The 23,776-nt window shown below is 42.0% G+C and carries 15 protein-coding genes; 10 read left to right on the plus strand and 5 right to left on the minus strand.

Annotated features, from left to right (window positions below; genetic code table 11):
* Positions 1–235: 235 nt before the first annotated feature.
* From SD450_RS16250 to SD450_RS16275, 6 genes are all read left to right on the plus strand, one after another.
* Entirely contained in the window at positions 236–3,202 is a 2,967-nt protein-coding gene (locus SD450_RS16250) for a triple tyrosine motif-containing protein (protein WP_318345507.1), read from the plus strand.
* Between the two features lie 759 nt (positions 3,203–3,961).
* The gene (locus SD450_RS16255; protein WP_318345508.1) at positions 3,962–4,426 is read left to right on the plus strand and encodes an FMN-binding protein; all 465 of its coding nucleotides are present in this window, start codon (positions 3,962–3,964) and stop codon (positions 4,424–4,426) included.
* A gap of 178 nt (positions 4,427–4,604) precedes the next feature.
* Positions 4,605–4,844 (plus strand): flavodoxin domain-containing protein, encoded by a 240-nt coding sequence (locus SD450_RS16260; RefSeq protein ID WP_318345509.1) that lies wholly within the window; start codon positions 4,605–4,607, stop codon positions 4,842–4,844.
* A gap of 313 nt (positions 4,845–5,157) precedes the next feature.
* Positions 5,158–5,736, plus strand: a complete 579-nt coding sequence (locus tag SD450_RS16265; RefSeq protein ID WP_318345510.1) for a Crp/Fnr family transcriptional regulator — start codon at positions 5,158–5,160, stop codon at positions 5,734–5,736.
* A 78-nt stretch (positions 5,737–5,814) separates the two neighbouring features.
* Positions 5,815–6,288 (plus strand): DUF2147 domain-containing protein, encoded by a 474-nt coding sequence (locus tag SD450_RS16270; RefSeq protein ID WP_318345511.1) that lies wholly within the window; start codon positions 5,815–5,817, stop codon positions 6,286–6,288.
* Between the two features lie 19 nt (positions 6,289–6,307).
* Positions 6,308–7,300, plus strand: coding sequence for an NAD-dependent epimerase/dehydratase family protein (locus SD450_RS16275; protein WP_318345512.1), 993 nt, complete (start codon positions 6,308–6,310; stop codon positions 7,298–7,300).
* Positions 7,301–7,480: 180 nt separating this feature from the next.
* On the opposite strand, the gene SD450_RS16280 is transcribed toward SD450_RS16275, so the two are convergent.
* Positions 7,481–7,807 (minus strand): winged helix-turn-helix transcriptional regulator, encoded by a 327-nt coding sequence (locus SD450_RS16280; RefSeq protein ID WP_318345513.1) that lies wholly within the window; start codon positions 7,805–7,807, stop codon positions 7,481–7,483.
* 118 nt (positions 7,808–7,925) lie between these two features.
* Here SD450_RS16280 and SD450_RS16285 point away from each other — a divergent pair, with 118 nt between their 5' ends.
* Positions 7,926–8,699: an SDR family oxidoreductase gene (locus tag SD450_RS16285; protein WP_318345514.1), complete on the plus strand. Its 774-nt coding sequence runs from the start codon at positions 7,926–7,928 to the stop codon at positions 8,697–8,699.
* 296 nt (positions 8,700–8,995) lie between these two features.
* Here SD450_RS16285 and SD450_RS16290 read toward each other — a convergent pair whose 3' ends face one another.
* The gene (locus SD450_RS16290) at positions 8,996–10,867 is read right to left on the minus strand and encodes a M1 family metallopeptidase (protein WP_318345515.1); all 1,872 of its coding nucleotides are present in this window, start codon (positions 10,865–10,867) and stop codon (positions 8,996–8,998) included.
* A 569-nt stretch (positions 10,868–11,436) separates the two neighbouring features.
* On the opposite strand from SD450_RS16290, the gene SD450_RS16295 reads away from it, so the two are divergent.
* The 3 genes from SD450_RS16295 (at position 11,437) to SD450_RS16305 (ending at position 15,457) form a co-directional block, all read left to right on the plus strand.
* Positions 11,437–12,777 carry a cytochrome ubiquinol oxidase subunit I gene (locus SD450_RS16295; RefSeq protein ID WP_318345516.1) on the plus strand — a complete coding sequence of 447 codons (1,341 nt, stop codon included), beginning with the start codon at positions 11,437–11,439 and terminating at the stop codon, positions 12,775–12,777.
* 12 nt (positions 12,778–12,789) lie between these two features.
* Positions 12,790–13,827: a cytochrome d ubiquinol oxidase subunit II gene (gene cydB, locus SD450_RS16300; RefSeq protein WP_318345517.1), complete on the plus strand. Its 1,038-nt coding sequence runs from the start codon at positions 12,790–12,792 to the stop codon at positions 13,825–13,827.
* Positions 13,828–13,999: 172 nt separating this feature from the next.
* Complete coding sequence (locus SD450_RS16305) at positions 14,000–15,457, plus strand: NAD(P)/FAD-dependent oxidoreductase (RefSeq protein WP_318345518.1); 1,458 nt, start codon at positions 14,000–14,002, stop codon at positions 15,455–15,457.
* A gap of 925 nt (positions 15,458–16,382) precedes the next feature.
* Here the strand turns inward: SD450_RS16305 and SD450_RS16310 are convergent.
* The 3 genes from SD450_RS16310 to SD450_RS16320 all read right to left on the minus strand — a co-directional run bounded on the left by SD450_RS16310 (position 16,383) and on the right by SD450_RS16320 (position 23,679).
* A complete protein-coding gene (locus SD450_RS16310) occupies positions 16,383–17,672 on the minus strand; it encodes a PepSY-associated TM helix domain-containing protein (RefSeq protein ID WP_318345519.1) in 1,290 nt (429 codons plus the stop codon).
* A 2-nt stretch (positions 17,673–17,674) separates the two neighbouring features.
* Entirely contained in the window at positions 17,675–20,143 is a 2,469-nt protein-coding gene (locus SD450_RS16315; RefSeq protein ID WP_318345520.1) for a TonB-dependent receptor, read from the minus strand.
* A gap of 581 nt (positions 20,144–20,724) precedes the next feature.
* Entirely contained in the window at positions 20,725–23,679 is a 2,955-nt protein-coding gene (locus SD450_RS16320; protein WP_318345521.1) for a M16 family metallopeptidase, read from the minus strand.
* Positions 23,680–23,776 lie beyond the last annotated feature (97 nt).

The raw sequence follows: 23,776 nt of genomic DNA on the forward strand, positions 1-23,776 counted from the left end.
TGTTAAAAAAATGTGCATTTTGCAGCGATAATAGGTATGATTTTGGCTATATCACAATCAATTTCCCCTACAAAAACACATCAAAACAAAAAAACAATCTTACAAAAACACATCAATGAAAAATATATATTGTTGATTTATAATTATTTAAATAATTATAAATACTTATCTTCATTATAGCGTATTTTGTAAAAAACACAACAAACAGATAAATTGCACTCCAAGCACAGAATCAGTGAAAAGTATAGGTAGTCGTCAAATGGTCCTTCATCTCATTTTTACGCTTTGCGACCTCGTTGGGAGCATCAAGGAAAACAGTAAACCAATCCCGTTCAAATGGATCCTTGGAGTTTTCTTTTCTGTACTGTTCCTTACACCGATGAATGGCCAGATCAAGGGCAATGGATTGCCCAGTATCACAAATTATACAAAAACAGAATATCAAAGTGGCACCCAGAATTGGGATATTGACCAGGACACCAATGGCAATGTTTATTTTGCCAATAATAACGGACTGTTGCAATTTGATGGTTCCACTTGGCAGACTTATAAGATTCCCAACTCGAACAATGTAAGATCTGTAAAGGTTGACCCTGGATCAGGCAGGATTTATGTAGGGGCATACAATGAGTTTGGATATTTTGAATCGGACGAAAATGGGGGACTATCATACGTTTCACTGATTCCAAAAATCTTGGAAACCAAATTCAGGTCGACCGATTTTATTTGGAAGATCCATCTTTTTAACGATGAAGTCATTTTCCAGTCTTTTGGAGCTGTGTATGTTCTAAAGGATGACCTTATAACCCCATTGTCTTCAGAAGGCAGGTTCCAATTTTCTTTCAAGGCAGAAGACAGGCTTTACTTTCAAGAGGTGACCAAAGGGATATTGGAATATAAAGATGGTAACCTGGTCACTTTGCAAGGAACCTCATCGTTGAATGCCTATGAAATCTGGGGGATTTTTTCACTGGGAACAAATACATTATTGATTGCGACCTTGGAAGCAGGTCTTTTCATCTATGACGGAAAACGTGTTACCCCTTGGGCCACCGAGGCAAATCAATTTATCCAAAACAACAGTTCGTTGGGCGGGGTAAAGATCAATGAGGATTTCATTGTTTTAAATTCAGTTCTGGGCGGGGTTGTCATTTGCAATTCCAAAGGTGAAATCGTTCAACAAATAGATTTGAAAAAGGGCCTGAAGAACAATACGGTCCTGAGTTCTTTTATAGACAGTTCGAGCAACCTTTGGCTGGGACTGGACAATGGAATCTCTTATCTGAACATCAACTCCCCCTTTACCTATTTTAGCTCCAGCCTCAACTTGAGTTCCGTCTATGCCACTTTTGTCCACAATGGTAATCTTTATGTGGCCACCAACCAAGGGGTGTTCTATCACAAGTTGAACGGCACCTTCAAGGACGATACCTTTAATTTGGTGGAAGGGACAGCAGCCCAATCATGGAACATACAGGTTATCGGGAATGAATTGATCTGTGCCAACAACAAAGGGGCGTTGGTCATTGATAGGGACAAGGTGGATCGGGTATTGGGGCATACTGGTTATTTCGGTCTCAAGGAAATCCCAGGGCACCCAGAGTATATTATTGGATCCAACTATGGGGGGTTCACTCTTTTTGTGACCAGTCCACAAGGCCTGAGGTTTCAAGAGACGATAGAAGGGTTTTATAATTCTTCCAAAGATTTTGAGTTGGACACCGATTATGTCTGGCTCCTGCGTGATCGATTCCTGTACCAGCTCGAACTGGCAGATGATTTGCAAAAGCTCACCATAAAGAACAAGTACACGTCCCTCAACGATAATGGCACTGGTATAAACACCCTTAAAAAAATAGACAACACCCTTTACTTCATTTCGGAAAACCACTTTTATACCTATTCCAAAGAGTTGGATGCTTTTCGGGAAGACCCGGTCTTGAGTGAACTGTTCAAAAATCTCCCTTTGATAAATTCAGTATATAAAGATGCCTATGGAAATTTATGGTACACCTATGATCAGTCTAATGGAATCGGTGTTTTGATGAAATCGGAAGGTCCCGGATATACCAATGTACTGGAGCCCTTTTCCAACCTTACGGGAAACCTTGTGTTCAACTATTTATCCGTGAACACCATCGACCCAAAAAATATCTTCATAGGTCTTATCAATGGCCTTGCCCATTACGATTCCCAATTTTCAAGGGAAAACATGACCTTGCCCAAAGTGTTCATCCGAAGCTTTTCTTATGGGGACAAAACCATCGTCCAAGGCAATCCACAGCATGAAAATAGGGAGCACGAACTTCCGTATGCCAACAATAATGTCAGATTCACTTTCTCTTCCCCTGATTTTGAAAACAACAACAATATCCAATATTCCTACCAACTGGAACCTTTTGACAATGAATGGAGCAATTGGTCCAAACAGGCCCTCAAGGAATATACCAATCTTAGGGAAGGCACCTATACCATGCGGGTAAAGGAAAAGAACAGCTATGGAGTGGAGTCCGAGCAAGCGTCCCTGACCTTTACCATAAGCCCGCCATGGTACCGACATCCCGGTTCCTATATCGGATACTTTGCTTTGGGCTGTGTGGCCATTTATTTGATCAGGTTACAGGTTCGGGCCAAAATCAGGAAGAACAAATATTATGAGACCATTGAGCAGCGTAAGCTATACCTGGAAAAAGAGTCCAAAATAAGAATGGAGCAGTATCGATTGGAAAAAAAGATCCAAAAACTCAATAGGGACAGGTTAAAAACCAAGATTTTGTCCAAGGACAAGGAATTGGTGAGCAATTCCCTACAAGTGGTCAAAAAGAACAAGACCTTGAGCAATATCGTCCAAAAACTAAAGGAAATGGATATCGAATCCATGAACGAGGAAACCAAGTCCCAACTGACCACCCTGAAAAGGAGCATTACAAAGGAAATCAGTGGCAACAGTTGGAAAGACCTGGAAAAACATATCAAAAACGTACACTTTGAGTTTTTGAAAAGACTCAAGGAAAAATACCCCACTATTTCACCAAGGGAACTGGATCTTTCCACTTATCTGCTCATGAACATGTCCACCAAAGAAATTGCCGAGGTGATGAACATATCCAATGGCGGTGTCGAATTGGCACGTTACCGTTTGAGAAAGAAGCTTGGCCTGTCCAGAAAAGAAAACCTTACCGGGTTTCTCATGAATATCTAGGGATGCGTTTCCAAAACCGGACCAAGGAATTTTTCAACCAAAGCAACGTAGAAAAATTGATGTTATTCGTAATATGGAAACGCCGGACATAGTATACCACTTTCGCCGGACAAAATTGAGCCCCTCAAAAACTAACACAAAAATCTGATTTTCCACTGACTAAAACCGAATAATGGATTGCTCAAATTCCCCGTTTTTGGTGGTCTCAACCATCCGGCTCATCCACCCTACCATCCAAATGTATAACGAAAATCGAATTTCTACACCTTAATCAAAAACTAAAAAATTATTGAGAACCCATATTAAACTACTCTTTTAAAAATGAAAAAAACAAACCTCTTAGCCTTGCTATTGTGTTTGCCATTATTGGGTCGATCGACCTTCATTCCCCTATCGGCGAACCGGATGGTAACCAACCAAAATTTTGAGATTATTAACATTGGCATTATGATGCATTATTTTCCACAGGAAAATTGCATCAGACATCCAATTACCTCCCCTCCTATATGATGGAGGTAATTTCCCCTACAAAAAATTCTGTTCAACTTAGGCCTTAAATTCTATCTCCATGAAAACAAAATATATCCTTTTGGCATTGGTCCCGTTGCTTTGGCACTGTAGGCAAAGGGGTGAAAAAACAATGCCGATAGTAGCCGAACAGGCTCCCAAACAAGCTTTGGATGTGGATCAAATAGCGAATTTCTTGGGCATTTCACTGTCGATTTCATGGATGCGGCCTCAAAGCTTCGATTTTGGACATTGGATCTCTATGGAAACTTGGACAGTTCGAACGTTTCTGAAGCAGTAGGCCTATACAAAAAACTCCTTAAAACGGATAAAAGCGATACCTATCCTATTTTTGAGGTCAAGGACCATGGCCATGTGATGCTCCTCATGTCCGATAAATGGTTTGGAGGAAACATTCGGGGGACATTCCTAATAGACAAAAAAACTTTGGAAATCAAAAAAGTACAGTTTGAGCACAAAGCGGAGTCAGAAGGTTTTGGTGCGGCCATCTCACTTTCCCCTTTTGAAGATCAAATTGTGGGGATGAAGGTCGACTTTGGGGAAAACACCTTTGGGCTACATCAAAATGACAAAAACATCATTAAGGGCAACAAAATTGTCGATGGAATTTCAGGAGCTACCCTAACCAGCAGGCTCATGGTAGAAATGGTCAACGAGGCCCTGATAATGTACAAGGATTATTTCATTCAAAAGTAGGTACCTACAGACCCGAATATAGTATTCTCTTGTTGATTGAAACCATATTCAACTTGACGACAAGACAATGCTCCTGGAACGGAGCATCTCTAACTTTGGCATCCAAAGATCTTACATGTATGTAAGGATAAATCCACAAGGAGAAAAGAAAAGCTAACCTAAAACAAAGACAATTAAAGTGCTCATTATATATGGTACAACGGAAGGGCAGACCCGAAAAATTGCTAGGTACATGGAAGACGTCCTCCAAGAAGATGGTCATAGTGTTGTCATCGCCGATGCAACGGAAGCTCCCCTTTCCCTCAGTGAGTTTGAAACAGTTTTAATCGGTGGTTCCACCTATATGCACAAATACCAAAGCGCGATTGGCAATTACATATTGAATCATTTGGAAACCCTCAATAAAACATCATTATAGAAAAAGCGAAAGAAAGATTATCACCCATATATCTATCCATTGGTAAAATTGCTTGCAAACTTGGATGCACAATCCTTCAGCAAGTTGTTTAGGACGAAGACAACACTTTCGCCGTTGGAGTTTGGATAGTCTTTTAACTGAAACGAAAAATTGTATTTTAGCAGGACAAAATCCCAGTATCCAATATAGGTTTGCTTCAGGCCTGGTGATGGGTAGGCTCGGAACTTTGTACTCCACCCTCCGAACACAAACCCCGAAAACGTTAATTACAAGGGAGGGGGCAAAACCAGACCGACACGGAAACATAACAAAAGTGGCAGAACAGTTTTTCACATATACAGAAAAGTTTGTCAACTTTTCACAGGTAGACAAAGAATTTCTAACATCAGCTTTGGCCTATAGGAAGGTCAATGCAAAAACGGAGTTGGTCTCTTACAACAGGCGAACGGACGAACTTTATTTTCTGCTCAAGGGCTGTATCCGAAAATATTACACAAAAGATGGGGAACAGATTACCATTTACATCATGACGGAGAACAATTTCATTGGGGCCTTTGACAGTTTCGTCACTGGGACGAAAAGCAAAGAAACCATTGAATGTCTTGAAACCTGTGAACTTCTAGTCTTAAATAGGGCCGACTTGGAGAGGCTCTATAAAGAAATCCCAATGATGAATGAATTTGTGAGAAAGATTTTGGAGCAGACTCTAATTCAATTTCAAGAGGCATTGACCTCTTTTATCCAAGATAATCCCGAAGAACGATATACCAAATTGCTCACTCATAATCCTGAGATCCTGCAACGTGTGCCGCAACATATGCTGGCTACCTATTTGGGGATCACGGCCACTTCATTAAGCCGTATAAGAAAGCGGATTATGGAGAGGGCATAGCGTTTCTTGTCTTTTGTAAACGTTTTTCACCTTCCTCCCTGGCCAACTTTGCATTGTAATTTTTAAACAATTCAAGGTATGGACAAAACCAGTTCAAGGTGCAGAGGCCTAAATACAGGCCTATTCACCACAATCATTGCGGGTTTGTTGCTTTTAAGTTTCAATGTTTCCGCCCAAATTACTGAAACCGCCATAGTAGGTACCTGGCTTAACCAGGAGAAAGCCGCAAAAATTGAAATCTACCAAAAGGGCCAAAAATTTTACGGCAAAATCGTATGGCTCAAAGAACCCAACGAAAACGGCAAGCCCAAAACCGATAACAAGAACCCCGATACAGCTCGGCGTAACGATCCGATCATGGGTCTGGTACTGTTGAAGGATCTTGAGTTTGATGGCAGTTCAACATGGGAAAACGGGACAATCTATGATGCTCGTAATGGAAAAACCTATAGCTGCCACGTGACATTTCAGGAGGACAGATCCCTAAAAGTACGCGGTTATGTGGGCATTTCCCTTTTTGGAAAAACCACTATTTGGACAAGAACACACTAACCCTCAAAAACCAAAAGTGATGAAACAAGTATTTGTAACAGGGGGCTCGGGTTTTGTGGGACAAAACCTGATCCCGATGCTCTTGGAACAAGGCTACAAGGTAAAAGCGTTGGCACGTTCAACCCAAGCTATCCAAAAAGTGGAACGTTTGGGGGCAACGGCCATCAAAGGCGATTTGAATGATGCCCAAGCCTTGGAGAAAGGCGTGGAAGATTGTTCGACCCTATTCCACTTGGCTGCTTCGGTGGACTTTTTCGCCTCTGAAAAGAAACTTAAAATGCTGCATGTAGAAGCAACCGAGCTACTCTTGACAGCGGCCAGAAATGCCGGGGTTCAAAAATTCGTCTATCTTGGGGCAGCTTCGGTGATCATGAATGGAAGACCAATTCAAAATGCGGACGAAACGTTTGTTTCCGATAACATCATAGACGGTTATTCCAAAACCAAATTGCAGGCCGAGAAATTGGTCCTGAGCGCAAACAGTAAGGTGTTCCAAACGGTTTCCCTTAGACCGCCATTGATTTGGGGCAAGGGTGACCCAAACACCTTGCCGGCCATTATCGATGCTATTAAAAAGGGGCGTATGCAATTTATTGATGGGGGAAAGCACCGTTTTGTGACCTGTCATGTCACCAATGTTTGCCATGCCTTGATTTTGGGCGATAAATCGGAGCAAAGTGGCAAGGCTTACTTCCTGACGGATGGTGAAACACCTGTTTTTAAAGACTTTATCAAAAAATATGTGGGAACGCAAGGTGTAACGGTACCGGATAAGATCGTTTCCTTGGCTATGGCCAAAAGAGTGGCTTCCGTAATGGAATTTGTCTGGAAAACTTTCAGGCTCAATGGACATCCTCCCTTATATAAGGGACTTGTGAATACACTGGGTCTGGAGTTCATAGTCAGTGATACCAAAGCAAGGGAGGAACTTGGATATACCACATTGGTGTCTCTTGATAAAGGATTACAACAGATGGAAATCCAAGGAACTGACTTACATGGTTCTAGATGAGCTGTTTCCTAAGGCAACCGGGACTTTGAATTTGTGGCGGTTTGAACGTTTGGTGCGATCAGGCCGTCACTGTTTTCACAATTGAACCGCCCTTTTTTTTCAGCCACAATGTAGATAAATGTCCAGATAGGTTCCTGCCCCTTCCAATGAACCGTCTGCATCAAGTTCAACTGACAGATATCAGTGTACATATTTCAATCCCCACTGATACAGTTCATCGATGATGGGCTCCAACTCCTTTCCCTTCATTGTTAAGGTATACTCCACAGTAGGGGGAACAGTGGCATACACTTTTCTGACGACTATCCCGTTCGATTCCATGTTCTTCAGCTCCTTGACCAGCATGCGAGTGTTGATATTGGGAATGATACGCTCCAATTCGCTAAAACGCATTGTCCCAGAAAACAGGGCATAGATGATCGACATGGACCATTTCCCCCCTATTACATGCAAAATTTCCTGAAGGGTACACTTTTCTTTAACTTTTTTCTCTTTCTTTATCATCATAAATACCTGTATACCAATAAAGCTTTACTTTATGTTATTACTTCACAAAAGTGTAACTACTTTCAAAAGTAAAGTATTGTGCCTTCCTTTGCAAAACAATTTTAAAGTAAACAGGAAAATGAACAAATATTCACTAAATGGAAAGGTCGCCTTAGTGACCGGAGGTACAAAAGGCATAGGGAAAGCTATTACGGATAGGTTGATCGATGAAGGGGCAACGGTGTTCGTGACCGCACGGACCAAACCGGAAGATGATAAGGGGTATCACTTTATTGCCTCTGACCTCACCCGACCAGAAAGTGCAGATGCGATTGCCAAAGAAATTCTGGAACAATATGGGAGGATTGACATCATCGTTAACAATGCAGGTGCCAATTTGAGTCCAGGTGGAGGGTTCAGCACCCTTACGGACGAGCATTGGAACAACGATTGGCGGTTGAATTTCATGGCGGCCGTTCGGATCAATAAAGCATTATTACCCACAATGATCGCGCAAAAAAATGGGGTGGTCATCAACATTTCCACAGGTGCGGCCAAACAACCTTTTTGGGAGATGACCATGTCCTATTCGTCTGCCAAAGCGGCGTTGAATGCTTACAGTAAGGCACTGGCCAATGAAGTTGGAAGCAAGGGTATCAGGGTAAATGTCGTTTCCCCGGGCGTTGTCAGGACCCCATTGATGATGGAATTCATTGAGAATATTGCCCAATCCTCCAATATCTCCTCGGACGAGGCCTTTGCCTCAGTTCTGGAAACCGTGGGCGTTCCCATGCAAAGAATGGCCGATCCTGATGAAATTGCGAATTTGGTCGCCTTTCTTGTTTCTTCACAAGCAGACTACATCACCGGCGCCAACTTTTCAATAGATGGAGGGGCTTTACCTATCGTATAAAACCTGTTCCTAATCTTTGTATCTTTATGGTCCCCCTTGTCCAAGTCGTCAAGGGGGTTACTTATTTGTAGTTTTCGGTCAAGGTGAAGACCGATTCTGAACGAAACCCAACTTGCCCTTTTCGCTTGAATGTCCCAAGACAAGTAGGTTATCAAAGCAATTTTTGGGAATAGAAAAGCAATTTTACGGGATAGATACCCCTCTAGAACCGGATAAAACTCTTAGGGCATACCAATATAATTACTTGGAAAAACAAGTAGAGCATATTGTTCACAATCGTTCACTTTATGATGTTTTTAATGCGGCTCGAAGTCGATCACATTATTGGACCGATCAATGTCAACATCATACTCCAATCCCAAAATCAGTTTTTTAATCGGTTTTGTAGACCTGAACGTTATAGTAATGGATGTGTTTCCCTTGGCCCAACAGCTAATATCATTTTTGATCTTTTCTTTGGAGTCATCTTGATATAGGATGGTAAGATGGACAGGAACGATAGCACCCTCATTTTTGTCGATGACAACGGTATACTTTGAACCATGATGTTTTATTCTGCCAATGGCCAGATCCGGTAGGTTCTTTTCAAAGAACCAGTTCTTCCAAAACCAATTTAGGTCCACCCCGGCGCCTTTATTGAAACAATTGAAAAAATCATAGGGGGTAGGATGTTTTCCTTTCCATTGTTCTATATAAAATTTCAAGGCCGCATTGAACCGGTCCTCACCCAACATCTCTTTCACATACAAAAATCCCAATGCGGGCTTAAGGTCTTTGTCCATAAACCGAGCATTGCCATATAATTGGGGCGTAAGGGTCATGATTGGAACATCCTGGTCTATGCCCGCCGAATCATTTATTTCACCCATATCATAGGTTAAGGGATGGTCAACGTCAAAAAACGGATAAAGCATAAATTCTGTCAAAGGGGCCCAGCCTTCGTCCATAAATGAATATTTCGTTTCATTGGTGCCCACATAAAAAGGGAAAATGGAATGAAAGATCTCATGCATGGTAAACATAACGGCATCACCTTCTTCAAACGGGAGATTGTTGACCAGCATGGGATATTCCATGGCATCCAGGCCTTCAAAAATGGTCATGTGGGAATATGGGAAGGGTATGCCGGGAAACTGGTATGATATCAATGATACCGCTGTTCTTGCATAGTTTGCCACTGGTAGATACGCTGAATGGTCCGGATCATGGACGGCATCGACCCGGGTGCGCCTCTTGGTGGCAGGGTCGACCACAACACTGGAAGCTTTCCAAATGTAATGGTCACTGGCGGCAAATGCAAAATCACTTACCTCTTCGGCCTCGAAAATCCAAGTATTCCACCCATGCTTTTGCGTTATATTTCCTTCATGTAGATCACTGGCCGTGATGATATCCATTATCTCGTCGCCCTTTGATGCCTCTTGTATCCGTTTCACAAATTTGGGTTCATACACCCAATCAGGGTTTTTCAGGTCACCTGTGGCCCAAATTTGGTAGTGGTCAGGAACCGTGATCTCGGCCCTAAAATGGCCATAATCGTTATAAAACTCTTCCCTCCCTGTATAGGGATACTCGTCCCAACCATCTATATCATCGTAAACGGCGATCCGTGGAAAAAAGTAAGCAACCACGAATGCCCCTGGATCCACCTGTCCCGTGCGCACAAACGATTTTTCGTTCAATACGTAGGCATAGGCAATCTCAAACCTGATTTTTTGGCCCGGAAGAATGTGCGTATCACCGACCGACATATTTGTCCCCCTTATCCTGATATTTTCCTGGGTTACCAACCGATTGTCCATACGAACGGTACGAATATCCACTCCTGGGCCTACATCTCCTGGGGAAACCAGTATTTTACGGATGGCCCCTGCCTGGTATAAATTGGGAAACAGTTTAAAAATAACCTTGTTAAGCGTATCTGGACTGTTGTTGAAGTAGTCAATCCCAACATTGCCCTCCAACTGTCGCGTGGCCGGATTGAACTTTACCCCAATGTGGTAATCTGCGGAATTTTGCCAATATCTGTTACCTGGTATACCTGAGTTATCCCGTGCGTTTTTCTCAAACGCCTTTTTAAAATTGGTTGGGATGGGAAGGCTGTTTTGGGAATAGCAGAAATGGCCGATAAGAATCAATAGAAATGCTTTGTGATGGAACGACAACATAAGTTGGAATCTTGGATTACAGTTTTAACGGTACATTTTGAGAAAATAAACGGCCACTTTCCTTATGCCCTTTATAAATTGCAAACTATGTAGGGGCATGGTCACTGGGTATTTAGGTTTTCTTATATTATACACCATGTAAAGCTACTTTCCCTTTGCTTTTTTCTGATAAACATAGGATTTTTGGCTCGGACAAATGGCACTTTAAATTCATAAACAGCCTTTCCAAGGAACAATGGCCCCTTCTAGATTCTATTTGTCCAAATATACAACCTTACTTTGCTTACCGGACTTGATTCATGGTAAAACCCTTTTCCAAAAAGAGAGGATATCTTTATAAGATCCATGAGGAATGGAATAGGTCCGGCTCATTTAAAATCATGCTCAATACTTCCCAGTTTGGCAGGAAGTAGTATTCTGGAAAAGAGCACTTCAAAGTACGACCGTTTTTAAGCTTAGGGATAACGTTAGGGAACTTAAAAAAAACAATTTTTCCTGTTATATGTAACAGGTGTTACATGATATGAGTGCCTTACGGAATACCTTTGGATAAATTTTTTTTTAAAGCCATGGAAACTGAAATTCTCGCTCGAATACAATTTGCCTTTACAGTAGCTTTTCATTATATCTACCCACCCCTGAGTATTGGAATCGGTCTCATTATGGTAATGATGGAGGGGCTTTATTTAAAAACACGCAAAAAACAATATGAGGTTTTAACACGTTTTTGGCTAAAGATATTTGCCATAACTTTTGGTATCGGTGTGGCCACTGGAATCATAATGGAGTTTGAATTTGGGACAAACTGGGCGGTATACTCCAGGTATGTCGGTGATATATTTGGCAGTGCATTGGCAGCCGAAGGCTTGTTTGCATTTGGTTTGGAAAGTGCCTTTTTAGGGGTGCTGATATTTGGTTGGAACCGGGTATCGCCCAAGGTTCATTTTATATCGGCAATCGGAGTTTTTTTGGGGTCCATGTTCTCAGCTGTTTGGATTGTGGTTGCCAATAGCTGGCAGCAGACGCCAGCGGGCTATCACATCGTTGGGGAAGGCTTTAACGCCAGAGCTGAAGTCACCGATTTTTGGGCAATGGTTTTTAATCCCTCGAGTCTTGATAGAATTATTCATGTGTGGCAAGGAGCCTTTTTGGCAGGTGCATTTTTAGTTTTAAGTGTTCACTCCTACTACTTACTGAAAGGGAGATACATAGAAATTTCGAAAAAGGCGTTTAAAATAGCCCTAGGCGTTGCAACCGCAATATCGTTAACACAATTGGTGTCAGGCCATAGTTCGGCAGAGGGTGTTGCCGAGAACCAGCCAGCCAAATTGGCTGCAATGGAAGGGCACTACGAAGCAAATGGTCCTGCTGACATGTACCTGCTTGGTTGGGTAGACAATGAGAAACAAAAAGTAACGGGAATAGGGGTGCCTGGAGGATTATCATTCTTGGTGCATCAAGATTTTGAAAAACCAGTAACGGGCTTAAACGCCTTTCCGCAAGAAGACCGTCCAGGTCAAATAAATGCAGTATTTCAGTTCTACCACATCATGGTTTCCATAGGTATATTTTTGATAGGGTTAACCCTATACGCTAGTTATTTGTGGTGGAAAGGAATACTCTTTGATAAAAAATGGCTGCTTCGAATTTTTGCATTCGCCGTACTATTACCTCAAATAGCCAATCAAGTGGGTTGGTTTGCCGCAGAGATGGGTAGGCAACCTTGGATTGTATATGGCCATCTAAGAACAAGTGAAGGCTTTTCGCAAGAAGTGGCATCCAATCAAATATTATTTTCGCTTATCCTGTTCTTTGTGGTCTACACATTACTCTTCCTATTGTTTATTTACTCATTGAACAAAAAAATAAAACAAGGGCCCTATGATGAAAATGCTTTAGAAATAATTTAATAACTCAATCAAATGGAAACGTTTTTAGGCATAGATTATCCCACACTATGGTACTTAGTCGTAGGATTACTATTTTCAGGATATGCGATTTTGGAAGGTTTTGATTACGGCGCAGGGGCATGGCACCTGTTTTTTAGAAAAGATTTAAGTCGTCGTATTGCCATTAATGCCATAGGACCTTTGTGGGACGCCAATCAGGTATGGCTCATTATCGGTGGTGGTGCCCTATTCGCAGGATTCCCTGTAATGTACGCTACCATGTTATCGGCCATGTACATCCCTTTTATGCTGTTCTTACTGTTACTGGTTTTACGTTCAGCCGCAATAAAATTTCGAAGTGCGGAAGAAATGAATTGGTGGAGAAAAACCTGGGATATCGTTTACTTTACATCCAATATGCTGATTGCCTTTTTATTGGGTGTTGTATTGGGCAATATTTTGGAAGGTTTTGAAATTGGTGAAAATTTCAGTTATCAAGGTGGCGCTTTTTTAACTTTTTTAAGTCCTTATGCAATTATGGTGGGTTTAACCACACTCTCCATGTTCATGATGCAAGGTGCCATTTTCTTGTTGCTGAAGACCGAAGGGCGTTTGCACGCCAGATTAACATTTCTGCTTAAAAAAGGGATGATTTTCTTTATACTTAGTTTTACGTTTACCTCCTTTTATACGCTAATTTACCTTCCTGGGGTAACCGATAATTTTAAAGAAAATCCAGTTTTTTTCATCGTACCAGTCTTGGCCTTTTTAGCCGTTGCAAATGTACCCAGGCTTGTTTCCAAGAAGAAATATGCAAATGCCTTGGTATTTTCCTCATTGACCATGGCGTTTTTATTAATGCTGGTTGCTTTTCAGCTATATCCAGTTTTATTGCCTTCCACAATAGACCCAGAACATAGTGTAACGATTTACAATGCTGCCTCTTCACAGAAGTCCCTAGGCATCATGTTGACCATTGTGCTGATAGGAACCCCTCTATTGGCTGGGTATTTTCTCTTTTTATACAAAACATTCCACGGCAAGGTCAAATTGGATGATACAAGCTATTGAGCCACGCCCCAACCTCACTAATTGTTTAGCCAGGACCAACGATATCCATTGATATATTCCATTGTTCTGATTTGATTGGAAAAACTGCTCGCGTGAACAGCTCTTTTATGGGTAACATAGGTTACTGTAGGTACAGGACAGTTCAGCTAATTTTATAAAAAATCATATTGAAGTGTCTAAAATAGTAATCTTAGGAGCAGGTATCGCAGGGCATGTATCGGCTTCACATCTACGCAGAAAATTATCCAAACAACACGAGGTTGTTGTTGTTTCACCCAACAGCAATTACCAATGGATCCCATCCAATATCTGGGTAGGAATTGGGAGAATGAAACCTAAGGACATCTTATTTCCTTTGGCACCTTTGTATGCAAAAAAACATATTGATTATAAACAGGCCAAGGCCATTAGTTTTCACCCGGAAGGGGATCAAGAGGAAATGAAACCTTTCGTGTTGGCAGAATACGTAGCGGGAGAAAGTAAAGGAACCACAGAAAAAGTGACGTATGATTACCTGATCAATGCCACCGGGCCAAAACTTAACTTCGAAGCCACCGACGGTCTTTTCCCTGGTAAAAACAAAACACATTCCGTTTGCACATATACCCATGCAGATGAAGCTTGGAACGCCTTGAACAATTTGATCAAGCAGATGAAACAAGGAAAAAAAGCGAAAATCCTGATTGGAACAGGTCATGCCAAAGCAACCTGTCAAGGCGCGGCATTTGAATATATTTTAAATGTAGAGCAGGAATTGAGAAGGCACAAAGTGAGGGACATGGCACAGATTACCTGGATTTCCAATGAATATCATCTGGGAGATTTTGGTATGGATGGCATGTTGATGAGTTATGGCAGTAATAGCATGAAATCCAAGGAGATGGTGGAAATGATTTTTGAAGACAGAGGGATTTCCTGGATTACAGGCGCCGGAATCCAGGAAATAGAAGATGGTGTTGCCCATTACGAAACTTTGGATGGGGATTATAAAAAGGAAAGTTATGATTTCGCCATGCTGATTCCTTCCTTTTCGGGTCATGGTTTTAAGGCCTACAATAAGGGTGGTGAGGATATCACGGACAAACTTTTTAAAGGATTTATGATTGTTGATGCTGATTATACACCAAAACCTTATGAGGAATGGAGTGTACAGGATTGGCCAGAAACCTACCAGAATCCTTCGTATCCGAATATTTTTGCTCCAGGCATTGCCTTTGCACCACCTCACAGCATTTCCAAACCACGGAAGAGCAAAAATGGAACGGATATCACACCAGCTCCTCCAAGAACTGGAATGCCATCAGGTATTACTGCCAAATTGGTAGCGGATAACATTGTTGGGATGATAAAAAACTCTACCAATGAACTACATCACAAGGGGTCTATGGGAAATATGGGTGCAGCATGCATAGCTTCAGCTGGGTTCGGGATGACCAAGGGAAGTGGTGTGAGCATCACTACTTATCCTATTGTGCCAGATTACAACAAATATCCTGATACCCAAGGCAGAAAACTGGGCAAAACTTTTGGAACCATTGGTCTGGCAGGTCACTGGTTAAAGTTGGCCTTGCACCATGCCTTCCTCTATAAAGCAAAAATGAAACCCTTTTGGTGGTTGATCCCAGAATAAAAAGATATGACAAAAAGAATATCCAAATACAAACGATTTTTAATGATGAATCCAATAATCCAATTCTTTAAGTTCGTTTATTTAAGCATCAAAGTATTGATTGTAGTGGCTGGCGGACATGGGGGTACCCGATAGATAATTGAATTACTATCAATAATTCCCAATGGTTAAATTCATTTTAGAGATAAGTTGGGGTATCTACCTATTTGGTTCATCCGAATCGCAGTCCAAACAGAAGCGACCGCACCGAAGTGGAGTGCTGAAAGCATCCCAACCCTTGCCACTAACTGATACTTCTGGGCTGAGCTCATTATTTGTCAAAAATGCAATAATCCCACAAATTAATATTCTTGACAAATCCTTTAAAAATGGGCTTTCCAAAGGAAAGTGAATCAATGGCGATGCTCCTGTGCACCAAGCTCTCGCTTCTCCTGTTCGTGTCGCGGCCGCCAAAAACCTAAAGGTTTGGGTGCGCTTGCAGTACAAAACTTGGTCCCACTCCTTTTTATGGAATTGGTACACCAATTGAGCAAATCGACCAAAAGGACAATACTTTCTAAATGAATGATCAGGTTGACATCAAGCCAACAATACCGATGGAAGGAGGTGTTTTGACTGTCAAGGGTACCCCCCCTGTGTACCAAAATCCACAATGAAAAGAAACGACGTTCGGTCATTATTGATGATGAAAACCTAGATGATTAGGTGTATAATGGCAACAATGAATCCGACATTCAAGATCTTATCGATGACAATCTTTGGGAAGGTGAACTAGACGCATATCCCGGTAGATTCCCATTATTTTTTGGTGCCTGCGTTAACGTTTATTTTTAAGTCGTTTCTCCTTCTCTTTGCCTACTAGAGCATCCATTGTTCCACAGCTTTCAGGTGAATTTCAAATCGGATCCATTCTTTTCACTTTATCCTAATTTGCATCGACCACCTTGTTTAGACGGTGAACAAAAACATAATAGGTAAGCAGCAAAACCAATATCCAACCGCAGCTTATAACTACCATACCCGTAATTGAAGTGTGATAACGCCTTACCAATTGCACATACATGCTGGCCATCATAAGGATATATATGCCCCAGTTGATGAATTTCCATTTGCCCAAAACGGGTTTGCGCTGCTTCTTTCGTTGCATAGCCCTGCGCTTTAAGGTGATCCATATCCCTGATAGCACTAGGGATGATATCCCCAAGCCCATAAAAAACCATATGATCTTGGTCACCATTCCTCCCCAATAGCCAAAATGCAACGGGTCGGCGATATCATTGACCCACATAGTCTTACTTATTGTTTTGGCATTCTGGACCCCGATCACTTCATATGTATATGGATTTACATACACCCTATTGGCACGCTGGCGGACCAATGGCACATCTGATTTGCCCCTTAGATACACAGGGCTGTCATAATCAGTGGGTATGTTCATGTCTTCCACCATGAAATACGGAATGGCTTGTTGTGCTACATGAACTACCTTATCATAATCAATATCATAAGCAAGGTCCATACTATCCGTGACAATATAGTTGTCCAGTTTGGGGAGTTTGGGATTGACTTTTGTGCGTACATCTGCAATGTTTGCACGTTCTATAAAATACCATATCCCGGTAATCGAAAACAGGATGGAGAACGGAATCGACCACAGCCCGATCAATCTATGGAGGCTTCTGAAAAACACTAGCGGTCCTTTTTTTACTTCAAGCACAAACAGTTTTCGCCACCATTTTTTATAGAAGAACAAAGCCGTTAAAAAGGAAATCAGCAGCAGAAAGGCAAAGCTCAACACGATGAAATAACCAAACTGATAAAAGGGCATGAACAAAAAATAGTGCAGGTCCCTGAAAAAACGTTGAAAAGTGAGATTGGCGTTCCCCTGAATCTTTCCTGTATATGGATTTGCAAAGACATAGGTCTGTCTGCCGTCGTGCTCCATGTAGATAATGTCGCACAAGTACGGTTCCTCGGTACGCATCCAATAAGAAACCTGACCGTCCGGATAGTGCTCTTTAAGGTTGGCAAGAATTGTATTTCTAGAAGCGAATTCCTTTTGTGGTTTTGCCCTTATTTCTGTAATAAATAGCCAGTCCAACTCATGGCTCAGGGTGGCCATGGTACCAGAAAAGCATACTATAAAAAATAGTATGCTCAACTTGGTTCCAATCCAACTATGGATTTTAAAAAGTTTCTTCTTTGATGATTTCAATGCTAAAACGTATATGAGACTGTTGCCATAATATTCCGGGGTCTCCCAGGGAAGGCTCTCAAGAAATCATATCCTCCTACCCAATGGGTCTTGTCGAACACATTGTTAAAGTTCAATTGGATCTGAAATTTATCCACCTGATAGTACACAGCGGTATTGACCAATCCATAGCTTGGGAAAATAGGGATCAGCTCCGGGTCCCTGACAATGGAACCGTTTCGTTCCCCTACATAATCATAACCAAGTCCAAAGCCCAGACCATTGAAATCGCCTCGGTCAATGATATATTTCGTCCAAAAATTGAAGGTATTTCTGGGTGCATTTGGTTTTTGGTTGCCAAAAATAGCGATTGTGGATTCATCCGCTTCGGTAAAGTAGGCATGGTTGTAGGCGTAGTTCATGACCACACTCCAATTGGGCATAACCTGTCCGTACACATCCACTTCCACACCTTCCGATTTTTCCTCACCGACCTGTTGCAATAAATCGGAGTTGCTGGAATCATTGGCATTGTACAAAGCGCCTTTTTGGTTTAGCGTGTACACTGCCAAAGTAGCACTCAACCTTTTGTTGAACCACTCTGATTTTACCCCTGCTTCGAACAATTCGCTGGTCAATGGGTCAAAAGGCCCTCCCGCTTCAGGATTGCTTATTTCGGTCGCGGTCTGGGGTTGATACCCCTTGACCCAAGTCCCGTAGAGGTTTAGGTTGGGCGTAGCCTTATAGACCATACCGATTCTCGGTAAAAAAGCGTCCTGTCTTACTTTTTCTTCCGCATCGGTATCGTAGTTTAAGAAATCAGTAAAATCATCGTACCGAAGACCTAGCAAAAGATTGAACTTTTTGTAGCTGAACTGGTTTTGCAGATAAATACCATTACCAGTTTGTTTGTATCTATCATAGTTTCGAATGGAGTACACATAATTGCTCATGTCCCGCATCGCATTCCCGTTCGAAGAGGTCAAATCAAAAGGAGCTACATTGGCGACAGGGTTTCCATCCTCGTCAAGTACATAATTATCACTATTGGCGACATTGAAGGAATTGGTTGCGGTCCCATTTTGTAAAAGATAGGCGTTTGCCTCCAATTGTGACCCCCCGGGTTCAAGCTCTTGCTGAAAATAATCGTATCCCACCAAAAGCTTATTTTTTATATCACCAAGGTCATAGTCAAAGTTGAGGTAATTCGTAAAGTTCTGATTGTTCCAAGATCGCTTACGAATAAACACCCGCATCGCCACTTGGGTAATATCAAAAGAACCATCACCAAGCGCCAAAAAGTTATTGGCGGTTCTATGCTCCAAAAGGTCTTCATCATAAGAGGAATTCAGATAGGTACTGTTAAAACTTATGTTTTCATTGAACCTATGCTGAAATGATAAGGTCACATTGAGGTTTTGTTCGTTCAAATAGTCATTTTCTGCACTCAAGGAGGTAGTGATCGGTGTGGAATAGAGATCGCCATCGCCAAAAACCGCCTGTCCACGGTCCAAACGTCCTTTATTGTCCTGATAGACCACATCAAAGTTCAAGCGGGTCCTTTCGTTTGGGATAAAGGAAAACGAAGGGGCCACCACAATATTCTTGTTGAATTGCAGATCCCTAAAACCATCCGTGTTTTGATACCCGATGTTCAAACGGTACAATAGCTTGTTGTCTTTGGTCATCGGCCCGGTAAAGTCGGATAAAAATCGAAACGTATTAAAGCTCCCCATACTGGCACTGATGGATTGTTTGGTGGTCTCCAGGGGTTTCTTGGTAACCGTGTTTATGGTCCCTCCGGGAGAGGCGTTTCCAAAAAGGGCGGATGCCGGGCCTTTTATCACCTCAACACGTTCCACATGTGGAATGATCTGTTGGCTCCAAAAACTCGTCATCATACGGGAGCCATTTAAAAGTATACTACTATTTTGCTGTCCCTGTACACGAAAACCCCTCATGGTCAAATCATTATAAAATGAAAACTGGTTGACACCACTAACATTCTTAACAATGTCATTCACCGTAAACGCTGCTTGGTCCAAAATGACTTCTTTGGTCACGTAACTCACTGCCTGTGGCACATCGACTAATTTTGTGGCTGATTTTGTGGCAACGAAGGATGTGGTGTTTTTGTAATTTCTTTCCTTTCTACCGATTATCTCAACTTCTTGTAGCTGTGTAGCGGATTCACTTAAAGTAAAATTCAAGGCTAAGGCGACCCCTTCTTTTAAGGTAATTGGGTTTTCAATGGTTTCATAGCCAATGTAAGAAGCCTGTACGATATACTTGCCCGGGGTGATTCCCTTCAGTTCATAAGTACCGTTGTCGTCTGTGATCGTACCCATATTAGAGTTCAATACGATGACGTTGGCACTGGCAATCGGGGCTCCGGAATCGGAAAGTACCTTTCCTTGAATGGAGGTGTTTTGCCCAAAGGTCGTGCTGAACATTCCAAATAGAGCGAAGTAAAGCAAGTAGATTTTATTCATTTATTTTTATTTATAATTATTCCAAATAGTGAGGCGCTAATTTAAAACGACGCATTTTTTAACACAACTTTTAATTGGATTAATTTTAAATAATATGCAAATCCTACTCTTAGGAATTGATTATCTGATTATTGAAAAATGTTAAAATTACTCCTAAGGATACAAATGGAAGGTATTCTGCCTACCTGTCCACATGGACACCCCCCATCTTTAGGACAAGTTTTTAGATCGATATATTCAGGTGTCATTTTCAAAACATCATATCATATACTGAAAATCCATCCCAATGGTCATCCCTTTCCCCTTTGTACCAAGTAAAATTCAATCTCGATATTTCAGAAAGCGCATTGCAAATGACAGGCATAGCTGTCCACTCCCGGCATGGTAAAACAAGCATGGTAGCACAAAGAAACGTCTATAAAACAAGCTACCAGCTAAAACATACGATTGTTCCGATGATCCATTTTTGAAAATTCCCAGAATCCGTCCTTTCCCTTGAGGCAAATAAAAAAACCAGAAAACAAATGTTTTCTGGTTTGCATCAACAATGCCATCTTGGTCAACCACATACGATTACCAGTCTAATAGCCAAATATTTCCTCCAGGGTCAATTTTTCAACCTCACCAATTGTATTCAGGTCTCCCTCACTGATTCGCTCCTCTGACCCTATAATGCAGTATGTATACGGTTTATCCGCTAGTTTCTCCTTGTGAAACAGTTGGATATCATGAAGCGTGATATCATCCATGGAGTCATGCACTTTTTTACGCATATCATACTCCACCCCTTTCTCTTTGGCCTCCAAATAGTGATAGATGGGCTCTATTTCCACTATTCGTTGGGTGGCTATCGTTTGTTTGATGGCCGCTTTTTTGGCGCGTATTTCCTCGCGGTTCAATGGGAGTTCGTCCAACAATTCATCCATGGCATCTACAGCCTGCAGCATTTTGTCGGACTGGCTACCAACATAGGCCAACATCCGGAACATTTGTTCTTCTTTGGATGGAATGGCATACTGGGCATATGTAGCGTAGGCTAAGGCCTTTGATTCCCGAATCGTCTGAAAAACAACAGACCCCATGCCTCCACCAAAATAGGCATTGAACAGGTTGATCATGGGTTCTTTTTCGGGATCATACTTCTCCGTGTTCCGTATCCATTGTATCTCGCTTTGGACCATATCATAATGGGCAAACAAAACTCGGTTCCTATCTTGTGTTTTGTACGTGTATGTCGTTTGCTCTGGATAGGGTTTGAAAGCACCCGGAAAGGAATGGATCGAGTTCAATGTTGATTTCAATTCCCCTTTGGACTTGGGGCCATAATAGATGACATCATGTTCAAAATCAAATAGCCCATGGAGTATATCGGTCAATTGCCCAGGGGTCATGGTCAGTATCTCCTCGTTCGACAGTACATCGTTGAAGGGGTTTTTAGCCCCATATGTGGCGTAGTTGGTCAATCCATATAAAATAGCACGCTTTTCCAATTTACTGTCCGAGCGCCCTTTCATGATCCGTTCCTTCAGTTTGGCCAGTGCCTCCTCATCGGGCCTGCAATTTCGGATGATGTGCTCAATGAGACCAACAACTTCCCGGAAGTTTTCCTGAAGCCCCGTAATGGTGATACGGGTCGTTTCAGAAGATACGTTTGTTCTATAGTTACTTGCCAGGGCATATAGCTTTTTATTGATTTCCTCAGCAATATAGCTGTCGGTTGCCAAATAATTTAGATAATTCAATGCAATGGGCAAATACTTGCTGTTGTACGACCCCATCCCAAAGCGATACTCCATGGTAAACAGTTCATTTTCCATGTTCTGGATATAGAACAGGTCCGTCGGACCGACCCTATCGATATCCAAGTCCTTCTTGAAATCAATCCACTTCGGTGCTATCGGGACCACCTCCATCTGTTTGATGGCTTGGACATACGGGGACTCTTTTCCTGCATTGGTCTCAATGGGCGTAATCGGTGGTTTGTCCACTTTCACCATATTCTTGTCCTCCCCTTGCCTTTTATAAAGGGTAAGGTAATTCTCCGATAAATACGTATTGGCCACCCTTACAATGTCTTCCTTGGTGAGTCGCGCCATGCTGCTCAGGTAGGCCACATCTTTGTCCCATGCGGTGTTGTTGCTTTTTATAAAAACGTTCAGGAGCGCGTTCAATCGACTGTCATTCGACTTTAAGGCTTCTTGTTCATCCAACTTATAATTAGCGACGATGGCTTTTAACAGGTCCAGGTCAAAATTTCCCTTTTTGAGCTTTTCCAGCTCCTCCAACAAAATGGTTTTCACCTGTTCCAAGTTTTGTCCTTGCTTGGGGCCACCTCCAACCATGAAAACACCATAGTCTTTGTACTGCATCAACCCACTATAGGCCCCTTGTAATTTTTGCTTTTGATTGATATTGATATCAAAAAGTCCTGCTTTTCCATTATTCAATATGGAAGTGATCAGGTTAAGGACCTGAGCGTCCTTTGTATAGGCCGCAGGAGAACGCCATACCAATCTGATGTGCTCCGGGCTTGGTCCATAGACTTCCCGTACCAAGGGCGAATCCATTGGCTTTTCAGGAGCTGGATCATAGGCTTCAACGGGTTTTGGACGCATATAGGAAAAATGTTCGTCAACCTTTTTTATCATTTGGTCCGCATCAAAATCCCCGACCATGATGATGGCCATGTTGTTGGGCACATAAAACGTATCATAATATTCATTTATGGCGGTGATTGATGGGTTCTTCAAGTGCTCAATGGTCCCTATGGTGGTTTGCTGCCCATAATTATGTGTGGGAAACAGTGCATCGTTCATCACCTCGTTCATTTTGCGGCCATCATTGTCCAAAGACCTGTTCTTCTCTTCATAGACCGCCTCCAATTCGGTATGGAACAAGCGTACAATAGGTTTTCTAAAACGTTCTGCCTGTATCTTCAGAAACTTATCGATGGCATTGGACGGGATATTCTCCTTATAAACGGTCTCCTCCATCCAAGTGTGCGCATTGGTACCCTCTGAACCGATCTCGGTCATTAATTTATCGTATTCCCCTGCAATGGCATATTTTGCAGCTTCATTGGACACCCGATCTATTTCTTGGTAAATTTCCTTGCGCAATAGGGTGTCCTGCGTCGAATTATACTTTTCATACAATGCCTCGATTTTATCCAACAAGGGTTTTTCCCTTTCCCAATCCAAAGAGCCAAATTTATCCGTCCCCTTAAATAGGATATGTTCCAGGTAATGGGCCAGCCCCGTGTGATCCCTTGGATCGGTATTACTGCCTGTCCTAACAGCTATGTTTACGGCAATTCGAGGTGTTCGGTTGTTTACACTGAGTACGACCTGAAGCCCGTTGTCCAAGGTATAAAAACGGGTTTTCATCGGATCATGGGTCACATATTCATAGGAATACCCCTTGGAGGTGGTTTTCTCCCATTTGTATTCGAGGTTTTGGGAAAATACAAATCCCGTAACTAAAAAAAACAGGCATGCCGCGAACATGGCCTTCCATCTAAATTTGTTTGATTTCATAAGACTTTTTTTCATTGATTCCATTGTTTTGCATTTTCTTTTTGAAGGGACCACCCAAAATGTGGATAGCCCCCTGACTAACTCAAAAAGAAAAATG

Source organism: Flagellimonas baculiformis (assembly GCF_033441575.1).
In the GTDB taxonomy this organism is placed as follows: domain Bacteria; phylum Bacteroidota; class Bacteroidia; order Flavobacteriales; family Flavobacteriaceae; genus Flagellimonas; species Flagellimonas baculiformis.